The organism is Kribbella sp. NPDC050820 (assembly GCF_040653975.1).
In the GTDB taxonomy this organism is placed as follows: domain Bacteria; phylum Actinomycetota; class Actinomycetes; order Propionibacteriales; family Kribbellaceae; genus Kribbella.
The window spans coordinates 91,807-115,113 of the sequence record NZ_JBFAHB010000016.1 but is presented as its reverse complement, the minus strand read 5'-3'; the positions used below and the strand labels follow the sequence as shown (position 1 = coordinate 115,113).

Genomic DNA, 23,307 nt, shown 5'->3' with positions numbered 1-23,307 from the left:
CCCGACCCTAGGACATCAGGCGACATGTGTCGGTACCCAGAAACGCAGCTTTCCGTGTCGCTCGTCTTCCAGCTCGCCACCGGCGGCCTCGATCACGCGCCGGGAGCCGAGGTTGTTCGTGTCACAGGTGACCAGGGCGGGGTCGATGCCGAGGTTGGCGGCGAGGGGGAGGGACTGGACCAGCATCCGGGTTCCGTGGCCCTGGCGGCGGGCCGACGGGCGGACGCAGTACCCGATGTGGCCGGCGACCTCGAGCAGCGGCGGGGTCAGCCAGTGCCGGATCGACAGCCGGCCCAGGAACTCGACGCCGTCGACGTACCAGAGCACCGTCTGGTGCACGATACCGGGCGGGAGCTCGGTCGCCGGGTCCGCCTCGGCCTTGATCGCCTCGACCAGCCGGTGGAACTCTGCCGGGTCTTCCGCCTGCTCCCGGGTCCACTCCTCGTCGTCGTTCGCGATCGACTTGGCGCCCATCCACCGCTCGTGGACCGGCCCCAGCTCGTCCCAGGCCGCCAGGAACGAACGGTGAACGGCGACGGTCGGCACGATGAGGATTGGCATCTACACAGTGTCGCGACACTCGCAAGCGCTTATGCCTCGGGGGATCGCGGACTAAGGTGCGGACATGGCAAAGGCGCCCAAAGTTCTCGGAATCGTCCTGGCTGGTGGCGAGGGGAAGCGGCTGATGCCGCTGACGGCCGACCGGGCCAAACCCGCGGTGCCGTTCGGCGGCAGTTACCGCCTGATCGACTTCGTGCTGTCGAACCTCGCGAACGCCGGCTATCGCAACCTGTGCGTGCTGACCCAGTACAAGTCGCACTCACTGGACCGGCACGTCACGCTCACCTGGCGGCTGTCGACCCTGCTCGGCAACTTCGTCACCTGCGTCCCGGCCCAGCAGCGGCTCGGCCCGCAGTGGTACCAGGGCAGCGCGGACGCGATCTACCAGTCGATGAACCTGATCAACGACCACAAGCCCGACATCATCGTGGTGTTCGGCGCCGACCACGTGTACCGGATGGACGCCTCCCAGATGGTGGCGGCGCACCTGGAGCGCGGGAACGGCGTGACCGTGGCCGGGATCCGGGTGCCGCGGGTGGAGGCGACCGAGTTCGGCGTGATCAAGACCGGTCCGGACGGGCACGCCATCGAGGAGTTCCTGGAGAAGCCGGCCGACCCGCCCGGGCTGCCGGACTCGCCGGACGAGACGTTCGCGTCGATGGGCAACTACGTGTTCAGCGCCGACGTCCTGGTGGAGGCGCTGCGCAAGGACGCCGCCAACCCGGCGTCCCGGCACGACATGGGCGGCGACATCGTCCCGATGCTGGTTGCCGAGGGCAAGGCCGGGGTCTACGACTTCAAGGAGAACGACGTCCCGGGCGCGCTGGACCGGGACCGCTCGTACTGGCGGGACGTGGGGTCGCTGGACTCCTACCACGAGGCGCACATGGACCTGGTCTCGATCCAGCCGGTGTTCAACCTGTACAACTCCGACTGGCCGATCTTCACCTCGCATCCGCAGCTTCCGGGCGCGAAGTTCACTGACGACGCCACGGTCGGCGAGTCGATCGTCTGCCAGGGCTCGGTGGTGACCGGGGCGACCGTGGAGCACTCGGTGCTGGGCTCCAACGTGATCGTCAGCGCCGGCGCGTCCATCGAGCGCGCGGTGATCATGGACAACTGCCGGATCGGCGCGAACGCCGTGCTGAAGAACGTCATCCTGGACAAGAACGTGGTGGTCCCGGACGGGGTCGAGATCGGCGTCGACCCGGACTACGACCGCGAGCGCGGCTTCACCGTGTCCAAGGGCGGCGTGACCGTGCTCGGCAAGGGCCAGGTGATCGAGCCGGCCCGGGCGAAGGACGAGGTCGCCGGGGCGTGAGCGCGCTGGAGGAGGAGGCGCTGAAGCTCGATGCCGCGGACCCCGGGCACCGGGACCTCTTCGATGTGCCTCCGGCCCAGGGCGGCAGCTACCCCGAGGTCGCCTACTTCGCCGGGAACTCGCTCGGCCTGCGTCCCAAGGCGACCCGGACCGAGCTGCTCGAGGACCTGGACTCCTGGGCCGCGCTCGGCGTCGAGGGACACCTGGACGCGGACCGGCCGTGGCTGCCGTACCACGAGCTGCTGACCGGACCGGCGGCCCGCCTGGTCGGCGCGCTGCCGGGCGAGACCGTGGTGATGAACTCGCTCACGGTCAACCTGCACCTGCTGATGGTCTCGTTCTACCGCCCGACCGCGTCGCGGCACCGGATCGTGATCGAGGACTCGGCCTTCCCGTCCGACAGCTACGCGGTCCGCTCCCAGGCCCGTTTCCACGGGTACGACGCCGACGACGCGATCATCCGCCTCCGGCCCCGTCCCGGCGAGGACACCCTGCGTACGTCGGACGTCGTCGAGCAACTGGGTGGCGACGTGGCCCTGGTGCTGCTCGGCGGGGTGAACTACCTGACCGGTGAGTTGATGGACATCCCGACGATCACCAAGGCCGGTCACGCGGCGGGCGCGGTGGTCGGCTGGGACCTGGCCCACGCGGCCGGGAACGTGCCGCTGTCGCTGCACGACTGGGGTGTGGACTTCGCCGCCTGGTGCTCGTACAAGTACCTCAACTCCGGGCCGGGCGCGCTGGCCGGCGCCTTCGTGCACGAGCGCCACCTCGGCGGCGACCTGCCGCGGTTCGAGGGCTGGTGGAGCACCGAGCCGTCCACGCGGTTCGAGATGGCGCCGGAGGCGCGTCCGCCGGCGTCCGCAGACGCGTGGCAGGTCTCGAACCCGCCGATCTTCTCGATGAGTCCCGTGCGGACCTCGCTGGAGCTCTTCGATCGGGTCGGCATGGTCGCGTTGCGCGAGCGCAGTCTGCGGCTGACGGCGTACCTGGAGAAGCTGCTGGCCGGGGTCACGATCGGGCGGGTGATCACGCCGACCGACCCCGCCCGGCGCGGCGCGCAGCTGTCGTTGCGGATCGATGCTGCGATGACAGCCGGTGAGCTCGCGAAGCGGCTCAGGTTCGAGTACGGCGTGATCGCGGACTCCCGCGAGCCCGACGTACTGCGGTTGGCGCCGGTGCCGCTGTACTCGACGTACCACGACTGCTGGCGCGCGGCGTCGGCACTGACCCAGGTGGAGCCGGAGTGAAGATCGCGATCGTGGGAGCCGGGCTGACCGGGAGCCTGCTCGCCTGCTTCCTGGCCCGGCGCGGCCTGGAGGTGACGCTGTACGAGCGCCGGCCGGATCCGCGCATTGGTCAGGCCGAGCGCGGCCGGTCCATCAACCTGGCCATCTCCGAACGCGGGCTGGACGCGTTGCGCCGGATCGGGCTGGTCGAGCAGGTGATGGCCGACGCGCTGCCGATGAAGGGCCGGATGATCCATCCGGTCGACGGGCCGCTGGACTTCCAGCAGTACTCCGCCGACGGCGAGCGGGCGATCAACTCGATCAGCCGCGGCGCGCTGAACAACGCGCTCCTGTCGGCGGCCGCGGCCGCCCCCGGGGTGTCGGTGGTCTTCGAGCACCGGCTGGTCGAGCTGGACTCAGCCGCCGGGCGGATGGTGTTCGCGACCCCGTCCGGGAAGGTGGCGGCCGAGGCGGATGTCGTGCTGGGCGCCGACGGCGCCGGCTCGGCGGTCCGTGAGCAGATGCTTGCTGAGGGCATCGTTGCCGAACACGTGGACTTCCTGGACTACGGGTACAAGGAGTTGTCGATCCCGGCCGCCGGCGGGGACTTCGCGCTGGACCCGGGTGCCCTGCACATCTGGCCGCGCGGGACCTCGATGATGATCGCCCTGCCGAATCCGGACAAGTCGTTCACCTGCACGCTGTTCTGGCCGGCCGGCTCCTTCGACGCGCTCACCGACGCCGCCGGGATCGAGGCGCACTTCCGCGAGCACTACCCGGACCTGTTGCCGTTGGCACCGGACCTGGTCAGCGATTATCTGAACAACCCGGTCGGGGTGCTCGGCACCGTGCACGCCCTGCCGTGGCAGGCGCACGGCCGGACCGCGCTGATCGGCGACGCAGCGCACGCGATCGTGCCGTTCTACGGGCAGGGCGCGAACTGCGCCTTCGAGGACGTGGTCGAGCTGGACCGCTGCCTCGGCGACACCGGTGGCTCGTGGGCCCGGGCGCTGCCGCTGTTCGAGGCGCGCCGCCGGGAGAACACCGAGGCGATCGCCGACATGGCGCTGGCGAACTTCGTCGAGATGCGCGACAAGGTGGCGTCCCCCGTCTTCCGGCTGACCAAGCGGATCGAGCACGCGCTGGAGCGCGCCTTCCCGGGGCGGTACGTCTCCCGCTACGAACTGGTGTCGTTCTCCACGACGCCGTATGCCGAGGTACAGCAGCGGGTACGGCGTCAGCACCAGGTCCTGGGGGTCGGAGTCGCGTTCACCGCCGGTCTGCTCGCCGGGCTGGCTAGAAGGAGGCGGCGATGAACCTCTGGAGTCCCGATCTCCTGGCCGGGCGGGTGTCGCAGCCCGGACTGCTGCGGAACTTCGTCGACGGCGCGTTCGACGAGGGCGGATCGACGTTCGCGAAGCTCAGTCCGGTCACCGGCGAGCAGATCTTCGACGTCTGTGAGGCGTCCGAGGAGACCGTGGACGCGGCCGTGCAGGCCGCTCAGGCTGCCCTGCGTGGTCCGTGGGGACGGATGAGCGAGCAGGAGCGCGCCGTCGTACTGCGCCGGGTCGCGGACGGGCTCGAGCGACGGTTCGAGGACCTTGTCGCGGCCGAGGTCGGCGACACCGGGAAGTCGATCAGCCAGGCGCGGACGCTCGACATCCCGCGGGGTGCGGCGAACTTCCGGGCCTTCGCGGACTTCGCGACGACTGCGCCGACCGAGTCGTACACGACCGCCCTGCCGGATGGCCGGCGGGCTCTGAACTACGCCGTACGCAAACCGGTCGGTGTCGTCGCGATCATCGTGCCCTGGAACCTGCCGTTGCTGCTGCTCACCTGGAAGGTCGCGCCGGCGCTGGCCTGCGGCAATACGGTGATCGTCAAGCCGTCCGAGGAGACGCCGGCCTCGGCGACCGTGCTGGCCGAGGTGATGGCCGAGGCCGGAGTACCGGCTGGGGTATTCAACCTCGTGCACGGCTTCGGTCCGTCGTCGGCGGGGGAGTACCTCACCCGGCACCCGGGGATCGACGCGATCACCTTCACGGGCGAGTCGGCCACCGGTACGGCGATCGCGAAGGTGGCCGCGGACCGGGTGAAGCCGGTGTCGTTCGAGCTCGGCGGGAAGAACGCCGGCCTGATCTTCGCCGACAGCGATCTGGACGCGGCGGTCGAGGGGTCGGTGCGGTCGGTCTTCACCAACGGCGGCCAGGTGTGCCTGTGCACCGAGCGGCTGTACGTCGAGCGGCCGGTGTTCGACGAGTTCTGCACCCGGCTGGCGCAGCGGGCATCGGAGCTGACTTACGGCTGGCCGGCCGACGAGGCGACGATGAACATGCCGCTGATCTCGAAGCAGCACCGCGACAAGGTCCTGTCGTACTACGACCTCGCCCGGGCCGAAGGTGCACAGATCCTGACCGGCGGCGGCGTACCCTCGTTCGGCGATGCCCGCGACGGCGGCTGCTACATCCAGCCGACCGTGGTGACCGGGCTGCCGCCCGAGGCCCGGACCAACACCGAGGAGATCTTCGGCCCGATCTGCCACATCGCCCCGTTCGACACCGAGGACGAGGCATACGCGCTGGCGAACGGCTCCGACTACGGGCTCGCGGCAACCGTCTGGACCCGCGACGTCGGCCGCGCCCACCGGGCCGGCTCGGCCCTGGACGTCGGCCTGGTCTGGGTCAACACCTGGTTCCTCCGCGACCTCCGCACCCCGTTCGGCGGCATGAAACTGTCCGGCATCGGCCGCGAGGGCGGCCGCCACTCCCTCGACTTCTACTCCGAACCCACCAACGTCTGCGTGGAGCTCTCGTGAACGAGCGAAGCGAGTTCACCATCAAGCACAGTCCGCTTCGTGTCTCATCGGCGCCCGGAGCGAAGCGAGGACGTCGATGACCGTCGTACCGGGGAAGGCGGTGCCGCGGGGGCGGTTTCCGCATGTGAAGGTCGTCAACGGGTTCGCGTACGTGTCGGGTACGTCGAGCCGGCGGCCGGACAACTCGATCGCCGGGGCCTCGGTGGACCCGCTGGGCACGGTGGCGCTGGACATCCGGGAGCAGACCCGCGCCGTACTGGAGAACATCCGGGACATCCTGGCCGCGGTCGGCGCCGGGCTCGAGGACCTGGTGTGCGTCACGACGTACCTGGTGTCGATGAACGACTTCGGGGGGTACAACGAGGTGTACGCCGAATTCTTCGACGAGTCCGGGCCGGCCCGGACAACCGTCGCAGTCCATCAGCTGCCACATCCCCAGCTGCTGATCGAGATACAGGCCGTTGCGGCCATCCCACCAGGACACAGCCCGCAAAGGAGCTAGAGATGGTCAATCTGGAGTCGACGAACTTTCCGCAGTGGATCGAGGAGAACAAGCACCTGCTCAAGCCGCCGGTCGGCAACAAGCAGATGTTCCCGACCGGTGACGACTTCATCACCATGGTGGTCGGCGGGCCGAACCAGCGCACCGACTTCCACGTCGATCCGTACGAGGAGTTCTTCTACCAGATCAAGGGACACCTGCACGTCAACGTGATGACCGAGGACGGACCGGCCCGGGTCGACATCGACGAAGGCCAGATGTGGGTGCTGCCGCGGAACATGCCGCACTCGCCCCAGCGCGGCCCGGACTCGATCGGCCTGGTGATCGAGCGCGTCCGCGAGCAGGGCACGCTGGAGAAGTTCCGCTGGTACTGCGAGAGCTGCAACGCGATCGTGCACGAGGTCGAGCTCCAGGTGAACGACATCGTCGCCGACCTGCCACCGGTCTTCAACGCCTTCTACGACAGCGAAGAGGCCCGCACCTGCCCGAACTGCGGCGCGATGCACCCAGGCAAAGGCTGATGACGGTTGATGTTCACACTCACCTGGTGCCGAAGGGCTGGCCGGATCTCTCGGTAGCGTGCGGCGGCTCCGGCTGGCCGTGGCTGCGGATCGACTCCGAGCGGGCCGCGATGATCATGGTGGGCTCGGAGGAGTTCCGGCCGATCGGCCCGCAGACGTGGGATCCGGCCGTCCGGCGGGCCGACATGGATGCCGACGGCATCGATGTCCAGGTGGTCTCGCCGACGCCGGTGTTCTTCGCCTACGACCGGCCGGCCGACCAGGCGGTCAAGGTGGCCCGGATCTTCAACGACCTCACCCTGGAGACACTTGCCGGGGACAACCGGTTCGTGCCGTTCTGCCAGGTGCCGTTGCAGGACCCGGACGCCGCCTGTGCCGAGCTCGACCGGTGTCTCGAGGCCGGCCACGCGGGCGTGGAGATCGGCAACCACGTCGGCGACAAGGACCTGGACGACGCCGGGATCGTTGCTTTCCTCAACCACTGTGCCGGGGTTGGGGCGCCGGTCCTGGTGCATCCGTGGGACATGCCGGGCGGGCCGCGACTCGACCGCTGGATGGCCCGCTGGCTGACCGGGATGCCCGCCGAGACGCATCTGTCGCTGCTGGCGATGATCCTGGGCGGCGCCTTCGACGGGCTGCCGCCGTCGCTGCGGATCTGTTTCGCCCACGGGGGCGGGAGTTTCGCGTTCTGGCTGGGACGGGTGGAGAACGCCTGGCACCGGCGCGGTGACATCGTGCGTGGTTGCTCGCAGCACCCACCGTCGTACTACCTGCACCGGTTCTTCGTCGACACGGTGGTGTTCGAATCGGCATCATTACGGCTTCTTGTGGATACCGTGGGGGAAGACCGCGTTCTGGTCGGCAGTGACTATCCCTATCCACTGGGTGAGCGGCCGGTCGGGGAGGTGGTACGGAAGGCCGGTTTCCTGACCGCGGACCAGCAGCACAAGCTGTTCTCCACGAACGCTCTGCACTTTTTAGGAGATAAGCACAGTCTCGGGAGGTCTGAATGAGCGAGGACCGATCGGTGCTCACGCGCGAGGCGCGCGAGCCGGACGAGCAGTTGCGGTACGGCGACCACGAGGACCACGTGATCGACCACTGGCACGCCAAGGAGTACCGCCCACTCGTCGTCTTCGTGCACGGCGGGTTCTGGCGGCCGGACTACGACCGGGTGCACGCCCGCCCGCTCTGCGAGGCGCTCGCCGACCTCGGCTGGCCCGTGGTGTCGCTGGAGTACCGGCGCGTGCCGGGCGATCCCGACGCCACCACGACAGACGTGCGTACGGCGCTGGACAGCCTGCCGGACCTGGTCGACGTACACGCCGGCTACCTGCTGGTGGGTCACTCCGCCGGCGGCCAACTCGCTCTGTGGGCGGCGTCGACGCTCAATCCGGTCCGGCTCCGTGGGGTGATCGCGCTGGCCCCGGTGGCGGATCTGCTCATGGCTGATCGCCTGGGGCTGGACGATGGCGCCGTACAGGACTTCATCGGCAGCGGCGTACGCAACGACCTCGACCCGGTGCACCTACCGGCCTCGATCGCCCCCGTCAGCCTCATCCACGGCACCACGGACCTCCGGGTCCCCATCACCATCACCGAGTCCTACTTCTCCGCCCACCCCACCGCCCGCTTCCACCGAGTCGAAGGCGCCGGCCACTACGAACTTATCGACCCCGAGTCCGAAGCCTTTCACGAGGTCACGGCCGAACTCACCCGCCTCAGCGGACACTAGAGCCTGAGGAGGGGGTTGGCATGCTCAACGGTGAAGTGGTCGTGCCGAGACCGGGTTCTGGGAGCGTGACGAGGGGACGCTGCTGATCTGGGACCGGGACGACGTGATGGTCGGCCACATCGAGTTCTTCCGGCAGGTCAGCTACTGGGACGCCTACGAGCTCTCGTACCAGCTCTACAGCACCGAGTACGCCGGCCGCGGCTACACCACCGAGGCAGTCCGCCTCCGACCCCCGCCCCTGGCACGACCTCAGCAGCTGATCAAGCCAGGTCAGGAATGCGACGCCAGACGGCGCCGCGGCCTGTCCCCTCCGGACTGACCTTTCCTTCGGACTTGAGCTGCTCCAGCACCAGGCGGATGGTCTGATCGCTCACACCCGGTAAGGCGGTGCGGACGTCGGCGAGCCGGAACACCGGCGCCGCGTGGCGGAGGACATGATCCCTGACTCGTTCTTGCTTAGTTCCGCTCGAGCGGTCCGATGCCGCTCGGTGTGCAAACGTTCGGTAGGCGTCCGCGAGGGTCGAGACGAAGTAGGACAGCCACGGCCAGGGATCTGACTCGTCCTCGTGCCAGTCGTGGGTCGACCGCAACAGGGCTTCGTAGTACGCATCGGCGGAGTCCGCCACGAGTTGCTCGAGAGAGACCCAGCGGCACACTTCGTAGCCTGCGTCGCTCAGCAAGGCGTTGGTCAGCGCGCGGGCGATCCGGCCGTTGCCGTCCGCGAACGGATGGATGACCAGGAGATCGAGGATCATCAACCCGACCAGGAGCACCGGATGATGCCGGCCTTCGCGTTGTGCGGCGAGGTAGCGATCGATGAGGTCGGTCAGGTAGGCGTCGGTCTTCGACGCCGGCACCGGGACGAAGCGGACGGTGGTGCTTCCGTCGGGAGACCGATCGACGACCAGGTTGTCGTCGGTCTTCAGCTGACCGCCCGGGTATGCCGTCTCAGACCAGAGTAGGCGGTGCAGATGGAGCAGCAGGCCGAGGTTCAGCGGATGCCAGTCCTCCTGGAACAGATAGTCGAGCGCCTTGCGGTAGCCGGCAAGCTCCTGCTCGCTGCGGTTGCGAAGCGCACCGGCCTTGCCGTCGATGATCCGTTCGGCCCGCTGGGCATCAGGTACGACGACACCTTCGATGGCCGATGATGCCGTAATGCTCTGGATCCGGGCCCGATACGCCAGGTCGGTGAGCAGCGCCGGAAGCTGATGGCGGTGCAGTGCCTCGCTGCCGCGACCGGTGTCGATCGAGCGGAGGCGCATGACGAGCTCCGCCGGAACGCGGCCGATGACGCGATCGAGGTCGGCGAATGATCGCAACCAATCCTCCAAAGAATCCGACAAACATACTAATCGAAGCTCATCTTAGTATGTTTGTTGGTTTCTTTGGCGGGTTTCTCCTCCTGGGGCCACGCTGAGTGTTTGCTCTGGAGCTCTCAGCTGAGGCGTTTGGCGGCGGTGAGGAGGCCTTCGGAGGTGGGGAGGAGGGCGGAGACCAGGTCGTCGTCGTCGCGGACGGCGCGGATCAGGTCGCGCAGGGCGGTGGTGTCGGGGTCGCGGTGGGCCGGGTCGGCGACGCGGCCGCCGGCGAGGACGCCGGCGAAGGCGACGACGCCGCCGGGGCGGAGCAGCCGGAGGGCCTCGTGCAGGTACGCCGTGTTCTCCCGCCGGTCGGCGTCGCAGAAGACCAGGTCGTAGTGGCCGTCGGTGAGCCGGGTGACCACGTCCAGCCCGGCGCCGGCGATCAGGCGGAACCGGTTCGACGGGACGCCGGCGTCCAGGAACGTCTTGCGGGCCAGTCGCTGGTTCTCGGCGTCGATGTCGACCGTGGTGAGGGTGCCGTCGGTGCGCATGCCGCGCAGCAGCGCCAGCCCGGACACACCGGTGCCGGTGCCGATCTCGACGACCGCCTTCGCGCCCACGCTGGCAGCCAGCATGCTGAGCGCGGCGGCCGCGCCCGGCCCGATCGCGGCGATCCCACTGTCCTGGGCGCTCGCCCGCGCACCGGTGACGACTTCGTCCTCACCGGTGTAGTCCTCGGCGTACGCCCAGGACGTCGGGTCGATGCCGGTGGCGATGGTGCCCTCCCAAGGATCGGCGGGGTGTTCTGCGGCTGCGCTGGTCATCCTGAGACCGAAGCCTAGCGGCACGAGGTCCCGGTTCCGTGTCTCCCACGCTGGGACTGCGCACTCTTGCTCATAAGATGCACCGAAGGATCAGATATGATCGTCCACAGCAGGCAATGCGCGGCCCAGTGAGGGGAGGTACGGCGGATGTGGTGTGAGCTGAACCTGGATTCAGGCCTGGATGACGTCGATGCCGGCTTCCTTGAAGATCGCCAGCTGGGTGTCGTCGGCCTGGGCGTCGGTGACGAGCGTGTCGATCTCGCTCAGCTCGCAGATCCGGGCGAAGGCGCGCTGGCCCAGCTTGGAGGAGTCGGCGACCACGACCACCTTGGCGGCCCGGCTGACGATCAGCTGGTTGATGTTCGCCTCGCCCTCGTGATGCGCGGTGGCGCCGGTCTCGTCGATCCCGTCGACGCCGATGAACGCGATGTCCAGCGACAGGTCGGACAGGATCCGGTGCGACAGCGGGCCGATCATCTCGTAGGACTGCGGCCGGGCCACGCCGCCGGTCAGCACCATCTTCACGTGCGGCCGGACGATCAGCTCGTTGGCGATGTTCAGCGCGTTCGTGACCAGGGTGAACGCGGGCTCGCCGTGTTCGGCGGACAGCTCCGGCCGGGTCGCCAGCGTGCGCGCCACCTCGGAGATCGTGGTGCCGCCGTTCATGCCGATCACCATGCCGCGCCGGACCAGGGTGGCCGCCGCCTGCGCGATCCGCTGCTTCTCCGACGCGAAACGCGCAGTCTTGTAGCGCAGCGGCAGGTCGTAGGACACCGCGTTCGCGACCGCGCCGCCGCGGGTCCGGGTGAGGAGTTGCTGTTTGCCCAGGTGATCCAGGTCGCGCCGGATCGTCGCCGCGGACACGTGCAACTGCTCGGCGAGCTCGTCGACGTCGATGGCGCCCTTCTCGGCGAGCGACTCGAGCAAGGTGTTCAGGCGTTCGTAACGCTTCACCCGGGGCTCCTCCTTCACACAATCGGTCAGCCGGATGGCGGCTGGTTGGACCATTCGATCACGTTTTGAGCAGTTTCGACCATGACAAGTGCGGAGACGACATGACCAACACGCCTTATGTGAGCACTGAGATCGCCACTCAGCCAGACCTCTGGCGGCAGGTCTCGGGCGGTTTCGCGCAGTACGGTGGCGCATTGCCCAACCCCGGTCAACGGGTTGCGGCGGTGGGCTGCGGCACGTCGTGGTTCATGGCGATGGCGTACGCCGCGCTCCGCGAGGACAGTGGTCAGGGCGAGACGGACGCGTTCGCCGGCTCGGAGTTCCCGGCCGGGCGCGCGTACGACGTCGTGGTCGTGATCAGCCGGTCCGGTACGACGACCGAGGTGCTGGACCTGATCCGGGCCACCGACCTGCCGACCGTGGCGATCACCGCGACCGCGGGCTCGCCGATCGTCGACCTGGCCGGCCACACCATCCTGCTGGACTTCGCCGACGAGCAGTCCGTCGTCCAGACCCGGTTCGCGACGACCACTCTGGCGCTGCTGCGCGCGTCGCTGGGGGAGGACCTGCAGCAGGCCGCGGTCGACGCGGAGACCGCGCTGACGGTGGACGTGGATGAGTTGGCGAAGCTGGAGCAGGTCACGTACGTCGGCACGCGCTGGACCGTCGGTCTGGCGCACGAGGCGGCGTTGAAGCAGCGGGAGGCTGCGTCGGCGTGGACCGAGGCCTACCCGGCGATGGACTACCGGCACGGCCCGATCGCCATCGCCCAGCCCGGCCGCGGCGTGTGGATCTTCGGCGAGTCGCCGGCCGGCCTGCTCCAGGACGTCACCGCCACCGGAGCCACGATCGTCCACCACGCCGACCTCGACCCCATGGCGTCCCTGGTGATCGCCCAGCGGGTCGCAGTCGCCAAGTCCCTCGCCCTCGGACTCAACCCGGATCAGCCCCGCAGCCTGAGCCGGTCCGTCATCCTTGACTGACCGCAGCGGTCATGGGCGAGCTGAGCGTCCAGCCCAGCGCGGAGTAGAGCGCCCGCCCGTCCTCGGTCGCCACCAGTACGCCGGTCGTCGCACCGGCGTACTGGGCTGCGGTCGACAGTGCGCCCATCACAGCCCGACCGAGCCCACGCCGCCGGTGCTGCGGGTCGGTCTCGATCTGGTCGAACACAGCGCAACCACCGGCGAGCCCCGCCTTCCCACGAGCAGCCACTGAGTCGTCTCCGGCCCGCACGACGACCTGGATCAGGCTGCTCTCCACTGCAGTGTCCAGTCGGTACGAGCCGCCGACGCGCACTGCCGTCTCAGCCAGCTCGGTCGTCATCAGGTACTCCGGCGGCTGGACCTGCCAGGGCGGATCCAGTGCGACAGTGCCGCAGACCTTCAGCCAGGTGTCCGGCTGGTGCTTCCCGCCAGTCAGTTCGGGGTAGTACATCGGCAGCACGTAGCGCACGTTGTGGCCGGGTTGGCCGACATCGATGCGGTAGCCGCCTCGGAACGCGACAGGGGTTGGGGTGTTGCGGCAGATCGCCCAGCCGTGGACCCAGGCGTCAAGAGGTGTGTGCATGAGCGGGAGCTTTCATCGAGAGGCGGCCGAGAGCCGCGGCGGCCATGACGGTCAGGGCGATGACGAACAAGGCTTTGTCCGTGCCGATGAGGGGAACGAGCAGGCCGGCGCTGACCTGGCCCAGTGCTGAGGTCCCGACGCGGAGGCTGGCGGCTGTGGTGCTCACGCGTCCCTGCAACACGTCCGGGCTGTACTGCTGCCGAGCGGCGAACATCGCCGGCAGCATCGGTCCCTCGGCAAGCCCGGCCAGAGCAGCAAGCAGCAGCAGTACGGCGAAGTTGGTCGCAAGCGGCCACGTGGTCATCACCAGGCCGGAGGCGGCTGCGGCAACGATGACGACGTACTCAGGCCGCCAGCGGGTCTGCAGGCGGCCGAGCAGGAGTGCAGTGACGACGCCACCGATCTCCAATGCGGTCCAGAGGTAGCCAGCCGCGGACTTCGGCATGCCGACCGCTGCCATGTGCAGCGGCAGCGTGATGAGCAGGAGGCCGGAGGCGCCCAGGACCAGCGTGGTGGTCGCTGTGGACGCGCGCAGTCGTGGCGTCCGGAACAGGTGGGTCAGCCCGCCTACAACCGACGGCAGGAACGGCTCTGCTGCGGCCTGTGTGGGCGGCAGGGCGGGCAGCCGGGTGATCGCCAGGATGCTGAGCGCCGTCGCGACGACGATGACCAGCGCTGCAGCCTCGACAGAGACCACGGACGCGATCGTGGCCGCCGCTGCAGGACCCGTGATCGTGGCAGCGCCGAAGCTGGCTGCCTCGAGGGAGTTCGCCCGGGCCAGCCGGTCCGCAGGAACCAGGCTGGGCAGCATGCTGGTGAAGCCGCCGCTCACCATCGGCAGCGTGGCTCCGGCGACGGCTGCGAGGGCCGGAGTCATCCAGTGCGCGCTGTGCCCGACCACAGCCAGCAAGCTGAGCATCACCACGCCGAGCACAGCCTGATTGAGCGCCAGCGCACTCCGCCGGTACGGCGTTCGGTCGAGCCAAGCACCGAGTAGCGGCCCGGTGACGACGGCCGGCAGTGCGTAGGCCGCTCCAGTGATACCTGCCAGAGCCGGGCTGTCAGTCCGCTCCAGCACCAGCAGGACGAGCGTGAACGCCACCATCTCGTCGGCCAACCTGGCTAGGGTCGCCGCCAAGTAGTAGCTGGGCACGCAGTCCTCCTGTAACGCGGAGCTGGCTGTTACGCGTTACGCTATCAAATACGTTACGAGAGGAGTGGCGTGGAGCTTCAGGCACCGGACCGGGCGGTCCGGCTGGCGGTGGACCTGGTCAACACCCGGACCCTTGACCCCGAGGAGCTGAACGCCCCTGGGGACGTCCGGACGTTCCTGCTCGAGCACGGCGAGTCCGAGCCGATCACGCTGGACGAGGGCGACCTGGCCGAGGTGCGGAACGTCCGGGAGCGGATCCGCCCCGTCTTCCACGCCGAGGCCCGGGATGCTGCGGCCGTGCTCAACGGGTTGCTCGAGGAGTACGCCGTACGGCCGTATCTGTCCGACCACGACGGGTCGCCGTGGCACCTGCACGTGGCCAAGCCGGGCGCTACGTGGGGTGACTGGCTGGCGGCGACCACTGCGCTCGGGCTGGCGAGTTTCGCGGCCGCGCACGGGTTCGACGCCATCGGCACGTGCGCTGCCGTCGACTGTGAGCGGGTCTACGTGAACGCAGCCGAGCGCAGGCCGCGGCGGTTCTGCTCGCCGACCTGCGCGAGCCGCACGCGGGTCGCGTCGTACCGGGCCCGCAAGGCCGGAAATCCCAGCGCCTAGGATCGAGGCAGACATCCGGGACTGAGGAGCGCGAGTTGAGTCACACCGTGGTGGCGGAGCTGGTCGCGAATGTGCTGAAGGTCACCGCCAAGGCAGGAGACACGGTGGGACCGGAGGACACCCTCGTCATCCTGGAGTCGATGAAGATGGAGATCCCGGTGCTGGCCGAGGTGGCCGGCACCATCACCGAGCTGAAGGTCGCCGAGGGTGAGGTCGTCCGGGACGGCGACCCGATCGCGGTGATCGAGGAGAAGTAGGGCTGCAACAAAAGTGGCTGCCATGGCGTCCGGTCTTCGGAGGGCACCGGCCGGGAACTTCCGGCCGGAGCGCCGCGTTGAGCCGTCGTACCAGAAACTCAGGGTCGAACCCGGGTGTTCCCGACGTGCGCAGAGGACGGTGACCGCGGCACCATGGCCTTCACGCTCATTGCCGAGAGGACCCAGGGAGGCGTTGCGGTGAAGCCGGCCGACACCTCTGTGGCGCCTGCGCTGCAGCCGGTCCCGGACGCGTTGCCGTCCTGGGACGAGATCGTCCGGACGCACTCCGCCCGGGTCTACCGGCTCGCGTACCGGCTGACCGGGAACAAGCACGACGCCGAGGACCTGACCCAGGAGGTCTTCGTCCGGGTCTTCCGCTCGCTGTCGTCGTACACCCCGGGCACCTTCGAGGGCTGGCTGTACCGGATCACCACGAACCTGTTCCTGGACGGCGCCCGGCGCAAGCAGCGGATCCGGTTCGACGGGCTGCCCGAGGACGCGCACGACCGGCTGCCGGCCAAGGGCGAGGGCCCGGCCGAGAAGCTGGACTCCGACCAGTTCGACCACGACGTGCAGGGCGCGCTGGACGCGCTGCCGGAGGACTTCCGGGCCGCCGTGGTGCTGTGCGACATCGAGGGCATGACGTATGACGAGATCGCCGACGTGCTGGACGTGAAGCTCGGCACGGTCCGCAGCCGGATCCACCGGGGCCGCTCGATGCTGCGCAAGCACCTCGAGCACCGGGCGCCGCGGTCCGGCCAGACCCGGGTCGGCGGTCCGCCCGCGGACGGAGCCTTCGGCGCCGGAGGTGAGTTCCGGTGACTCTGCAGCACCCCCTGGACAAGCTCAGCGCGGTCGTCGACGGCGCGCTCGACCACGACTCGCGAGATCGGGTCCTGAGCCACCTGGTGGGCTGCGACACCTGCCGTGCCGAGGTGGACGCCCAGCGCCGCCTCAAGGCCCGGATGGCGGCTCTGGAGACCCCGGATCCGTCCACCGACCTGATGCAGCGCCTGATGGGCGTCTCGTCGTTCTCGCCGGAGCCGCGCGAGGAAGTCCGGCCGGTGCTGACGCCGGCCATGTCGCTCTTCCCGCAGCGCTCCGCCTTCCCGGCCGGCCGCACGGGCGCCAGCCGCCCCGGTGCACCTCGGACGACGCGCTCCCGTCGCCGTACCGGCGTGCTGGGCGCTGCCGGCTCTGCAGCCGCCGTGGCCTCGCTGCTCGGTACGGCGTTCATCGTCGGCGACCCGTCCCGGGAGGAGCAGCCGCCGACGCTGCAGCCGCCCGTAGCGAGCTTCTCGTCCGACCATGCGACCACGTCGGGCGGAGCGCCGTTCGCCGACCCGGTCGCGCTGCTGAACTCCTACAACGGGGCTGGGTATGCAGGGCTGAGCCCGACGCTGCAGCCGGTGGCCCTGACAGGACGCTGAGCTGTGAGCCTCTCCCGGCTCGCCGTACTGGTCAGCACCGCACTGATCGGCTTCGGCCTGCCCGCACCCGCCGTCGCTGCCCCACCCACCTCGTCGCGTGAGGACTCGCCGCTCGCGATCAGCTGGCTGGCACGCGCCGCCGCAGCGCCGAACACGGTCTCGTACCACGGCACGCAGATCATCACCTCCTGGGGACCGCGGGGCGCGAGTTCGGCGATGCTGGACATCGTCCACGCGGCCTCGCAGGGCTCGGAGATCAGCGTGGTCGGCTCCTCGTCGTCACCGGGAGCCAAGGCTTTCGTGCAGCGTGCGACGAACGCAGGCGCCGCAGTCGACGGTGGGCCGCTGACGCTGCTCAGGGCGACGTACCAGCTCGTCTACAAGTGCTGCACGGACACCATCGGGCGGGCTGCAGTCCTGGTGGAGGCGCTGCGGGACGACCAGACGTTGGCTGCGCGGTTCTGGATCGACAAGGCGACCGGACTGCTGCTGCAGCGGCAGCTGTTCACCGTGGACGGCAAGACGATGGTCCGGGCCACGGTGTTCACCGAGCTCGAGATCGAGGAGTCGGAGTTCCTCGGGCACCTGCCGCCGATGGCGCCGAGCGGGGTCGAGTCACTGGGCCTCGGCAAGGTCGACGGGCTGCGCTCGGAGGGCTGGGTGTGCGCACCGGAGCTGCCCGCCTCCCTCAAGCTGTACGACGTCCACCAGGACACCACCAACGGGTCGCTGCAGTTCTCGTACTCCGACGGCCTGTTCAACGTCTCGCTGTTCGAGCAGCGCGGGGCGCTCGACCCGGCCGCGGTCGCCGGGTTCAGCACCACCGAGACCCCGGGCGTCTACCTGCGCTACGGAATGCCGTCGTACGTCGTCTGGTCGTCCGGTGGGATCGTCTACACGCTGATCGGGGACCTGCCGCCGGAGATGCTCGGGCAGGTGGTCCGCTCGTTCCCGCACGACGTGCCGGTCAAGCTCACCGCGGTCCAGCGGATGGGCGCCGGGCTTGCGAAAATCGCGACGTGGCTCACTCCGATGGGTGCGCTTTCGGGGAAGCTGGGATAATCGAATCCGGTAGTCGCTCCCGAGACCCGGGCGGTGGCCGCCGACCGACGACCACGACCACGACGTGAGGCGGGGGCACCGTGACCAGCGACGACGCCGAGCCGACAGTTCCGACTCCGAGCGCGGATCCGACCCGCATCCTCCCGGCCGAGTCCCCTGCCGCCTTCCAGACCCCGGCGGCCCCGCCCACCACGCCGCCCACCACGCCGCCCACCACGCCGCCCACCACGCCGCCGAGCTCGCCCGACGCCACGACGCCGCTGTCGGCGCTCAAGCCGCCTGCCGTGGATGGCGCCGCCCCACTGCCGTCGCCTGGTGTCGATGCGGCGTACCGGCAGTCGAACGGGCCGACCACCAACCAGCGGTCGGTGACGCAGCGCAGTTTCGGGCGGCCGCAGTCGCAGGAGCCGAACTTCCGGCCGGTGTACCCGGGCCAGGCCTGGCCGACGCAGCGGCCCACGTACCAGCCGTCGTACACGCCGCCCCCGCCGCCGGACTGGCACAACCAGCAGGCCCGCGCCTACACGCCGGAGCCGCCGCAGAAGGGCAACCGGATCATCGCCATCGCGGCCGCCGTGGCGCTCATCATCGGCATCGTCGCCGGCGCCGGCGCGGCCGCGACCGTCGTCGCGATCGACAACAACAACCCGGTCGCCGAGCAGCCCGGACCGCCGGTCGGCACCGGCGCGGACCCGAAGATCCGCAGCGGCTCGGTCTCCGCGGTCGCCTCGACGCTGCTGCCGAGCGTCGTCCAGCTCAAGGTCGAGGGCGCCGACAACACCAACGCGACCGGCTCCGGCTTCGTCATCGACAACGCCGGCCACATCCTGACCAACAACCACGTCGTCGCGTCCGCGGCCTCGGGTGGATCGATCCAGGTGCTCGGCCAGAAGGGCAAGGCGCTGACCGCGCGGCTGGTCGGGCGTTCCCCGGTCTACGACCTGGCCGTCGTCCAGGTCAGCGGCCTGGACGCGCCGTCGGTGCAGTTCGGCCGCTCCGACCTGGCCGTCGTCGGGCAGGACGTGGTCGCGATCGGATCGCCGCTCGGCCTGGCCGGCACGGTCACCTCGGGCATCATCTCGGCCAAGAACCGGCCGGTCACGACCGGCGACGAGTCCGGTGAGACCTCGTTCATCAGTGCGCTGCAGACCGACGCGGCGATCAACCCGGGCAACTCCGGCGGCCCGCTGGTCGACATGAACGCGCGCGTGATCGGGGTCAACTCCGCGATCGCGACGGTCCCCGGCACCAGCGAGCAGAGCGGCAACATCGGGCTCGGGTTCGCGATCCCGATCGACCAGGCCCGGCGGACGGCGCAACAGCTGATCGCGACCGGCAAGGCGTCGTACCCGGTGATCGGGGCGCAGGTCGACATGCAGTTCGAGGGTGGCGCGCGGGTGAGCCGGGTCGAGCCCGCGTCGCCGGCGTTGCGGGCCGGGCTGCGGGTCGGTGACGTGATCACCTCGATCAACAACCTGGCGGTGGCCAGCGCCGAGGAGCTGATCGTGGCGATCCGGACGCACCAGCCGGGGGAGAGCGTCCGGCTGGTGTACGAGCGCGGCGGCAAGGCGCGCTCGGTGACGGTCACGCTCGGGCAGCAGACCGGTTGATTTTGTTGGGGTTGTCCGGAATCGGTTGACCCGGCAGGCGGTGTCACCAGGGTGCGGCTACGCTGGTCGCCGTCGCAGACGACCTGCAGAGAGGTGGGGACATGTTCGGCATCGGGCCACTCGAGCTGGTGGTGATCGCGATCGTCGCCGTGCTCGTCTTCGGCCCGGATCGGCTGCCGGAGTTCGCCCGGACGGCCGGCCGGTTGCTGCGCCAGGTGCGCCAGATGGTCACCAACGCGCAGAACGACCTGCGCAACGAGCTCGGCCCGGAGTTCGCCGACCTGGAGCTGCAGGACCTGAACCCGCGCAACTTCGTCCGCAAGCACCTGCTCGAGGGCACCGACGAGTACGACGACGACAAGCCGGTCAGCAACCCGGACTTCTCCGACGCTCCCCAGCGCCTCCCGGCCGGGCAGCGCGCGCCGTTCGACCCCGAGTCCACCTGACCCTGTCTCACTCCAAGGCGCGGGCGTAGCGGGCTGCCAGCTTGCGCACCTCGTCAGCCAGTTCGGGAGCCTCGGCGACGGAGAAGTCCAGGTCGAGCATGCTCAGGTAGCGCAGCAGCATGCCGGGGTCGTCGGAGCCGGCGTCGAGGTAGCACGAGGACTCGTCGATCTCGGTCAGCACGCCCGCGGTCGCGGGCAGCCGGGCCGCGACGACGGCCAGCGGAGCGAACAGCCGGATCCGGGCCCGGAACTCCCACATCGCCGTCGACACCTTTTGATCGACGTACGACGCGACGCCCTCGGCCGGCAGGTCCCGCGGCTCGAAGCGCGGGCCGGTCGGGATCCTCGGCGTCAGCCGGTCCACGCGGAACGTCCGCCAGTCCGCACGGTCCAGGTCGAACGCGACCAGGTACCACCGGCCACGCAGGTGCGCGAGCCGGTACGGCTCCACGGTCCGGACTGACGCCGTACCCGCGTGCGAGGCGTAGTCGAACCGGAGCCGCTCATGGTCGCGGCAGACCGTGGTCAGGGTCGTGAGCACCGACGGATCCACCACTGGTCCCGACCCCGGGACCTGCACCGTGTAGCTGTGCAGGGTGCTGACCCGGTGCCGCAGCCGTGACGGCAGCACCTGCTCCAGCTTCGCCAGCGCCCGGACCGAGGTCTCCTCGATGCCGGCGACCGAGCCGCCCGCCGCCGTACGGAGTCCGACCGCGACCGCCACGGCCTCCTCGTCGTCGAGCAGCAACGGCGGCAGCGCGGCGCCGGCGCCGAGCCTGTAGCCGCCCGCGACGCCGGGAGACGCCTCCACCGGGTATCCGAGTGACCGCAGTCGTTCGACGTCGTTGCGCACGGTCCGCGTCGTCACGCCAAGCCGCGTGGCCAACTCCGGGCCGGTCCAGTGCTGGTGCGCCTGCAACAAGGAGAGCAGCAGCAGCAGTCGTGCCGAGGTTTCCAGCATTTCTCCAGGATAGTTTCAAACGCGGAACGATCCTTTCCGCATTGGTTCCTAGAGTTGTGGGCATGACGACGAACACAGCAGTTGACAGCCGGATCCGCCCGTTCCGCATCGACGTACCGCAGGCCGAGCTCGACGACCTCCGCGCGCGGCTCGCGAACACCCGGTGGCCCCGCGAGCTCCCCGGCCTCGGCTGGAGCCGCGGTGTCCCGACCAGCTATCTGCAGCGGATCGCGGAGTACTGGCAGAACACCTACGACTGGCGCAAGGCCGAGGCCCGGCTGAACGAGCTGCCGCAGTTCGTGACCGAGGTCGACGGCCAGTCGATCCACTTCGCCCACGTCCAGTCGAAGGAGCCGACCGCCCGGCCGATGCTGATGGTGCACGGCTGGCCGAGCTCGTACACGGAGTTCCTCCGGGTCATCGGCCCGCTGACCGATCCGGTCGCGCACGGCGGCAAGGCCGAGGACGCCGTCCACCTGGTGCTGCCGTCGATTCCCGGGTACGGCTTCTCGCCGGTCACGGAAGCCGGCTGGGGCAACCTGTTCCGCGTCGCCGGGGCGTTCGCCGAGGTCATGACGCGGCTCGGGTATGAGCGCTTCCTGGCACAGGGCACCGACGTCGGCTCCGGGGTCGTCGGGATGCTCGGCATGATCGCGGCGGGTCGCGTGATCGCCGCGCACATCAACGGACCGGCGCCGTTCCCGTTCGGCCCCGAGCTGTCGCTGGGCGGGCTCGAGGGATCCCAGCGCGAGCGCGCCGAGCGGTTCAACGCGTGGCGCGAGGACGGTGTCGGCTACCTGTCCATCCAGGCGACCCGCCCGCAGACGCTGGCGTACGGACTCACCGACTCGCCGGTCGCCCAGCTCGCCTGGATCATCGAGAAGTTCAAGGAGTGGACGGACCCCGAGCGCGAATTGCCCGAGGACGCGGTCGACCTCGACCAGCTGCTGACGAACGTGAGCATCTACTGGTTCAACCAGGTCGGGGCGTCGGCGGCGCACTCGGTGTACGAGGGGATGCAGGCCTACCGCGAGTTCGTCACCAAGTCGGGAGAGCCGTCGAACGGCGGCTGGGAAGCCCCGCAGTTGCCGCCGACCGGGGTGGCGGTCTTCGCCGCCGACATGTCAGTCCGCCGCGACGTCGACCCGTACGGCGCCTACACCTCGTGGAACGAGTACGACGCCGGCGGCCACTTCCCGGCCATGGAGGTCCCGGACGTGCTGGTCAACGACATCCGGACGTTCTTCCGCGACCACCGCTGACGCGGCGAGCGTCAGCGGCCGAGTCTCAGCGGCCGACGGGGGAGAGGCCGAGCTGGCGGCCGAGCAGGCCGCGGGGGCGGCCGCCCAGCTTGGCAGCGATCTGGTCGAGGACCTGGGCGGCGGGGGTGTCGGGGGCGGCTTCGGTGAGCGGGTTGCCCAGGTCGCCGCCGCTGCGCAGGCGCTCCTCGAGCGGGATCTCGCCGAGCAGCGGGATCGGGTAGCCCAGGCGGGCACTCAGGGTCTCGGCGACCCGGGTGCCGCCGCCGGTGCCGAAGATCTCGATCCGGTGCTCGGGGCCGCAGTGCGGGCAGGGCAGGAACGACATGTTCTCGATCACCCCGGCAACCCGCTGGTGCACCATCTGCGCCATCGTGCCGGCCCGCTCGGCCACCTCGGCGGCGGCCTCCTGCGGTGTCGTCACCACGATGACCTCCGCGCTGGTCAGCCGCTGGCCGACCGAGATCGCGATGTCACCGGTGCCCGGCGGCAGGTCGAGCAGCAGGACGTCGAGGTCGCCCCAGTACACGTCCGCCAGCATCTGCACCAGCGCGCGGTCCAGGATCGGGCCGCGCCAGGCGACCACCTGGTCGCGCTTCGGCTTCAGCATGCCGATCGAGATCACCTTCACGCCGTGCGAGGGCACCGGCATGATCATGTCGTCCACCGCGGTCGGCCGCTGGTCGGCGACGCCGAACATGGCCGGCACCGAGTGCCCGTAGATGTCCGCGTCCAGGACGCCGACCGACAACCCCTGCCGGGCCATCGCGACCGCGAGGTTGACCGTCACCGACGACTTGCCGACGCCGCCCTTGCCGGAGGCGATCGCGAACACCTTGGTCAGCGAGTCCGGCCGGGAGAACGGGATCTCCTTCTCCGCCACGCCGCCGCGCAACTGCGTCTGCAGGGCGGCGCGCTGCTCGGCCGACATCACGCCGAGGTCGACCTCGACCCCGGTGACGCCGTCGAGCTTGGTGATCGCGGCCGTGGTGTCGCGCCGCAGCGTGTCCTTCATCGGACAGCCCGCGACGGTCAGCAGGATCCGTACGGCGACGACGCCGTCGTCACGGACGACGACCGACTCGACCATGCCGAGGTCCGTGATCGGCTTCTTGATCTCCGGATCCAGCACACCACCGAGCGCCGTGGTCACCTGATCAGCAGTAGGAGCCATACCCCAAGGCT

General features: G+C 69.7%; 25 protein-coding genes. 17 read left to right on the top strand and 8 right to left on the bottom strand.

Annotation, left to right across the window (positions count from 1 at the left end):
• Positions 1-15: 15 nt before the first annotated feature.
• On the bottom strand, positions 16-561 hold the full coding sequence (locus AB0H36_RS17115) for a GNAT family N-acetyltransferase (protein ID WP_360523334.1): 546 nt from the start codon (positions 559-561) through the stop codon (positions 16-18).
• Positions 562-625: 64 nt separating this feature from the next.
• Between AB0H36_RS17115 and glgC the strand changes: the two genes are divergently transcribed.
• The 8 genes from glgC to AB0H36_RS17075 all read left to right on the top strand — a co-directional run bounded on the left by glgC (position 626) and on the right by AB0H36_RS17075 (position 8,684).
• A complete protein-coding gene (gene glgC, locus AB0H36_RS17110) occupies positions 626-1,882 on the top strand; it encodes a glucose-1-phosphate adenylyltransferase (RefSeq protein WP_360523331.1) in 1,257 nt (418 codons plus the stop codon).
• Positions 1,879-3,132 carry a kynureninase gene (gene kynU / locus AB0H36_RS17105; RefSeq protein WP_360523328.1) on the top strand — a complete coding sequence of 418 codons (1,254 nt, stop codon included), beginning with the start codon at positions 1,879-1,881 and terminating at the stop codon, positions 3,130-3,132. The genes glgC and kynU overlap by 4 nt, the downstream gene beginning before the upstream one ends.
• Positions 3,129-4,427, top strand: coding sequence for an NAD(P)/FAD-dependent oxidoreductase (locus AB0H36_RS17100; protein ID WP_360523325.1), 1,299 nt, complete (start codon positions 3,129-3,131; stop codon positions 4,425-4,427). The genes kynU and AB0H36_RS17100 overlap by 4 nt, the downstream gene beginning before the upstream one ends.
• Positions 4,424-5,926 carry a 2-hydroxymuconic semialdehyde dehydrogenase gene (locus AB0H36_RS17095; protein ID WP_360523322.1) on the top strand — a complete coding sequence of 501 codons (1,503 nt, stop codon included), beginning with the start codon at positions 4,424-4,426 and terminating at the stop codon, positions 5,924-5,926. Before AB0H36_RS17100 ends, AB0H36_RS17095 begins: the two co-directional genes overlap by 4 nt.
• Before the next feature lie 76 nt (positions 5,927-6,002).
• Complete coding sequence (locus tag AB0H36_RS17090; protein ID WP_360523319.1) at positions 6,003-6,428, top strand: RidA family protein; 426 nt, start codon at positions 6,003-6,005, stop codon at positions 6,426-6,428.
• A gap of 2 nt (positions 6,429-6,430) precedes the next feature.
• Positions 6,431-6,949, top strand: coding sequence for a 3-hydroxyanthranilate 3,4-dioxygenase (locus AB0H36_RS17085; RefSeq protein WP_360523316.1), 519 nt, complete (start codon positions 6,431-6,433; stop codon positions 6,947-6,949).
• Positions 6,949-7,962: an amidohydrolase family protein gene (locus AB0H36_RS17080; protein WP_360523313.1), complete on the top strand. Its 1,014-nt coding sequence runs from the start codon at positions 6,949-6,951 to the stop codon at positions 7,960-7,962. The genes AB0H36_RS17085 and AB0H36_RS17080 overlap by 1 nt, the downstream gene beginning before the upstream one ends.
• Positions 7,959-8,684, top strand: a complete 726-nt coding sequence (locus AB0H36_RS17075) for an alpha/beta hydrolase (RefSeq protein WP_360523309.1) — start codon at positions 7,959-7,961, stop codon at positions 8,682-8,684. Before AB0H36_RS17080 ends, AB0H36_RS17075 begins: the two co-directional genes overlap by 4 nt.
• A 260-nt stretch (positions 8,685-8,944) precedes the next feature.
• Here AB0H36_RS17075 and AB0H36_RS17070 read toward each other — a convergent pair whose 3' ends face one another.
• The 3 genes from AB0H36_RS17070 to AB0H36_RS17060 form a co-directional block, all read right to left on the bottom strand.
• Positions 8,945-10,003 carry a Fic family protein gene (locus AB0H36_RS17070; protein WP_360523306.1) on the bottom strand — a complete coding sequence of 353 codons (1,059 nt, stop codon included), beginning with the start codon at positions 10,001-10,003 and terminating at the stop codon, positions 8,945-8,947.
• Positions 10,004-10,119: 116 nt separating this feature from the next.
• Positions 10,120-10,809, bottom strand: coding sequence for an O-methyltransferase (locus tag AB0H36_RS17065; protein WP_360523303.1), 690 nt, complete (start codon positions 10,807-10,809; stop codon positions 10,120-10,122).
• Positions 10,810-10,980: 171 nt separating this feature from the next.
• Positions 10,981-11,763 (bottom strand): DeoR/GlpR family DNA-binding transcription regulator, encoded by a 783-nt coding sequence (locus AB0H36_RS17060; RefSeq protein ID WP_360523300.1) that lies wholly within the window; start codon positions 11,761-11,763, stop codon positions 10,981-10,983.
• Positions 11,764-11,864: 101 nt separating this feature from the next.
• Between AB0H36_RS17060 and AB0H36_RS17055 the strand changes: the two genes are divergently transcribed.
• Positions 11,865-12,746 (top strand): SIS domain-containing protein, encoded by an 882-nt coding sequence (locus AB0H36_RS17055; protein WP_360523297.1) that lies wholly within the window; start codon positions 11,865-11,867, stop codon positions 12,744-12,746.
• Here AB0H36_RS17055 and AB0H36_RS17050 read toward each other — a convergent pair.
• Positions 12,733-13,329, bottom strand: a complete 597-nt coding sequence (locus AB0H36_RS17050) for a GNAT family N-acetyltransferase (protein ID WP_360523294.1) — start codon at positions 13,327-13,329, stop codon at positions 12,733-12,735. The genes AB0H36_RS17055 and AB0H36_RS17050 overlap by 14 nt on opposite strands.
• Positions 13,313-14,482 carry an MFS transporter gene (locus AB0H36_RS17045; protein WP_360523291.1) on the bottom strand — a complete coding sequence of 390 codons (1,170 nt, stop codon included), beginning with the start codon at positions 14,480-14,482 and terminating at the stop codon, positions 13,313-13,315. Before AB0H36_RS17045 ends, AB0H36_RS17050 begins: the two co-directional genes overlap by 17 nt.
• Before the next feature lie 69 nt (positions 14,483-14,551).
• Between AB0H36_RS17045 and AB0H36_RS17040 the strand changes: the two genes are divergently transcribed.
• From AB0H36_RS17040 to AB0H36_RS17010, 7 genes are all read left to right on the top strand, one after another.
• Positions 14,552-15,097 (top strand): CGNR zinc finger domain-containing protein, encoded by a 546-nt coding sequence (locus tag AB0H36_RS17040; protein ID WP_360523288.1) that lies wholly within the window; start codon positions 14,552-14,554, stop codon positions 15,095-15,097.
• A 35-nt stretch (positions 15,098-15,132) separates the two neighbouring features.
• A complete protein-coding gene (locus tag AB0H36_RS17035) occupies positions 15,133-15,354 on the top strand; it encodes a biotin/lipoyl-binding carrier protein (protein ID WP_360523285.1) in 222 nt (73 codons plus the stop codon).
• A gap of 153 nt (positions 15,355-15,507) precedes the next feature.
• Complete coding sequence (gene sigE / locus AB0H36_RS17030) at positions 15,508-16,176, top strand: RNA polymerase sigma factor SigE (RefSeq protein ID WP_360523282.1); 669 nt, start codon at positions 15,508-15,510, stop codon at positions 16,174-16,176.
• A complete protein-coding gene (locus AB0H36_RS17025; RefSeq protein WP_360523279.1) occupies positions 16,173-16,784 on the top strand; it encodes a zf-HC2 domain-containing protein in 612 nt (203 codons plus the stop codon). The genes sigE and AB0H36_RS17025 overlap by 4 nt, the downstream gene beginning before the upstream one ends.
• 3 nt (positions 16,785-16,787) lie before the next feature.
• Positions 16,788-17,846, top strand: coding sequence for a transcriptional regulator (locus tag AB0H36_RS17020; protein WP_360523276.1), 1,059 nt, complete (start codon positions 16,788-16,790; stop codon positions 17,844-17,846).
• Between the two features lie 80 nt (positions 17,847-17,926).
• Positions 17,927-19,456, top strand: a complete 1,530-nt coding sequence (locus AB0H36_RS17015; protein WP_360523273.1) for a trypsin-like peptidase domain-containing protein — start codon at positions 17,927-17,929, stop codon at positions 19,454-19,456.
• Between the two features lie 101 nt (positions 19,457-19,557).
• Positions 19,558-19,902: a sec-independent translocase gene (locus AB0H36_RS17010; RefSeq protein ID WP_360523270.1), complete on the top strand. Its 345-nt coding sequence runs from the start codon at positions 19,558-19,560 to the stop codon at positions 19,900-19,902.
• Between the two features lie 7 nt (positions 19,903-19,909).
• On the opposite strand, the gene AB0H36_RS17005 is transcribed toward AB0H36_RS17010, so the two are convergent.
• On the bottom strand, positions 19,910-20,863 hold the full coding sequence (locus tag AB0H36_RS17005; protein ID WP_360523267.1) for a YafY family protein: 954 nt from the start codon (positions 20,861-20,863) through the stop codon (positions 19,910-19,912).
• Positions 20,864-20,925: 62 nt separating this feature from the next.
• Here AB0H36_RS17005 and AB0H36_RS17000 point away from each other — a divergent pair, with 62 nt between their 5' ends.
• The gene (locus AB0H36_RS17000; RefSeq protein WP_360523264.1) at positions 20,926-22,125 is read left to right on the top strand and encodes an epoxide hydrolase family protein; all 1,200 of its coding nucleotides are present in this window, start codon (positions 20,926-20,928) and stop codon (positions 22,123-22,125) included.
• Positions 22,126-22,150: 25 nt separating this feature from the next.
• Here the strand turns inward: AB0H36_RS17000 and AB0H36_RS16995 are convergent, their stop codons facing one another.
• Complete coding sequence (locus tag AB0H36_RS16995) at positions 22,151-23,296, bottom strand: Mrp/NBP35 family ATP-binding protein (RefSeq protein ID WP_360523261.1); 1,146 nt, start codon at positions 23,294-23,296, stop codon at positions 22,151-22,153.
• Between the last annotated feature and the right edge of the window lie 11 nt (positions 23,297-23,307).

Bases quoted from the DNA above. Each gene is read 5' to 3' on its own strand.
- AB0H36_RS17115 (WP_360523334.1), bottom strand. From the start codon at position 561: ATGCCAATCCTCATCGTGCCGACCGTCGCCGTTCACCGTTCGTTCCTG.
- glgC (WP_360523331.1), top strand. From the start codon at position 626: ATGGCAAAGGCGCCCAAAGTTCTCGGAATCGTCCTGGCTGGTGGCGAG.
- AB0H36_RS17095 (WP_360523322.1), top strand. From the start codon at position 4,424: ATGAACCTCTGGAGTCCCGATCTCCTGGCCGGGCGGGTGTCGCAGCCC.
- AB0H36_RS17090 (WP_360523319.1), top strand. From the start codon at position 6,003: ATGACCGTCGTACCGGGGAAGGCGGTGCCGCGGGGGCGGTTTCCGCAT.
- AB0H36_RS17085 (WP_360523316.1), top strand. From the start codon at position 6,431: ATGGTCAATCTGGAGTCGACGAACTTTCCGCAGTGGATCGAGGAGAAC.
- AB0H36_RS17080 (WP_360523313.1), top strand. From the start codon at position 6,949: ATGACGGTTGATGTTCACACTCACCTGGTGCCGAAGGGCTGGCCGGAT.
- AB0H36_RS17075 (WP_360523309.1), top strand. From the start codon at position 7,959: ATGAGCGAGGACCGATCGGTGCTCACGCGCGAGGCGCGCGAGCCGGAC.
- AB0H36_RS17065 (WP_360523303.1), bottom strand. From the start codon at position 10,809: ATGACCAGCGCAGCCGCAGAACACCCCGCCGATCCTTGGGAGGGCACC.
- AB0H36_RS17055 (WP_360523297.1), top strand. From the start codon at position 11,865: ATGACCAACACGCCTTATGTGAGCACTGAGATCGCCACTCAGCCAGAC.
- AB0H36_RS17050 (WP_360523294.1), bottom strand. From the start codon at position 13,329: ATGCACACACCTCTTGACGCCTGGGTCCACGGCTGGGCGATCTGCCGC.
- sigE (WP_360523282.1), top strand. From the start codon at position 15,508: ATGGCCTTCACGCTCATTGCCGAGAGGACCCAGGGAGGCGTTGCGGTG.
- AB0H36_RS17010 (WP_360523270.1), top strand. From the start codon at position 19,558: ATGTTCGGCATCGGGCCACTCGAGCTGGTGGTGATCGCGATCGTCGCC.
- AB0H36_RS17005 (WP_360523267.1), bottom strand. From the start codon at position 20,863: ATGCTGGAAACCTCGGCACGACTGCTGCTGCTGCTCTCCTTGTTGCAG.
- AB0H36_RS17000 (WP_360523264.1), top strand. From the start codon at position 20,926: ATGACGACGAACACAGCAGTTGACAGCCGGATCCGCCCGTTCCGCATC.
- AB0H36_RS16995 (WP_360523261.1), bottom strand. From the start codon at position 23,296: ATGGCTCCTACTGCTGATCAGGTGACCACGGCGCTCGGTGGTGTGCTG.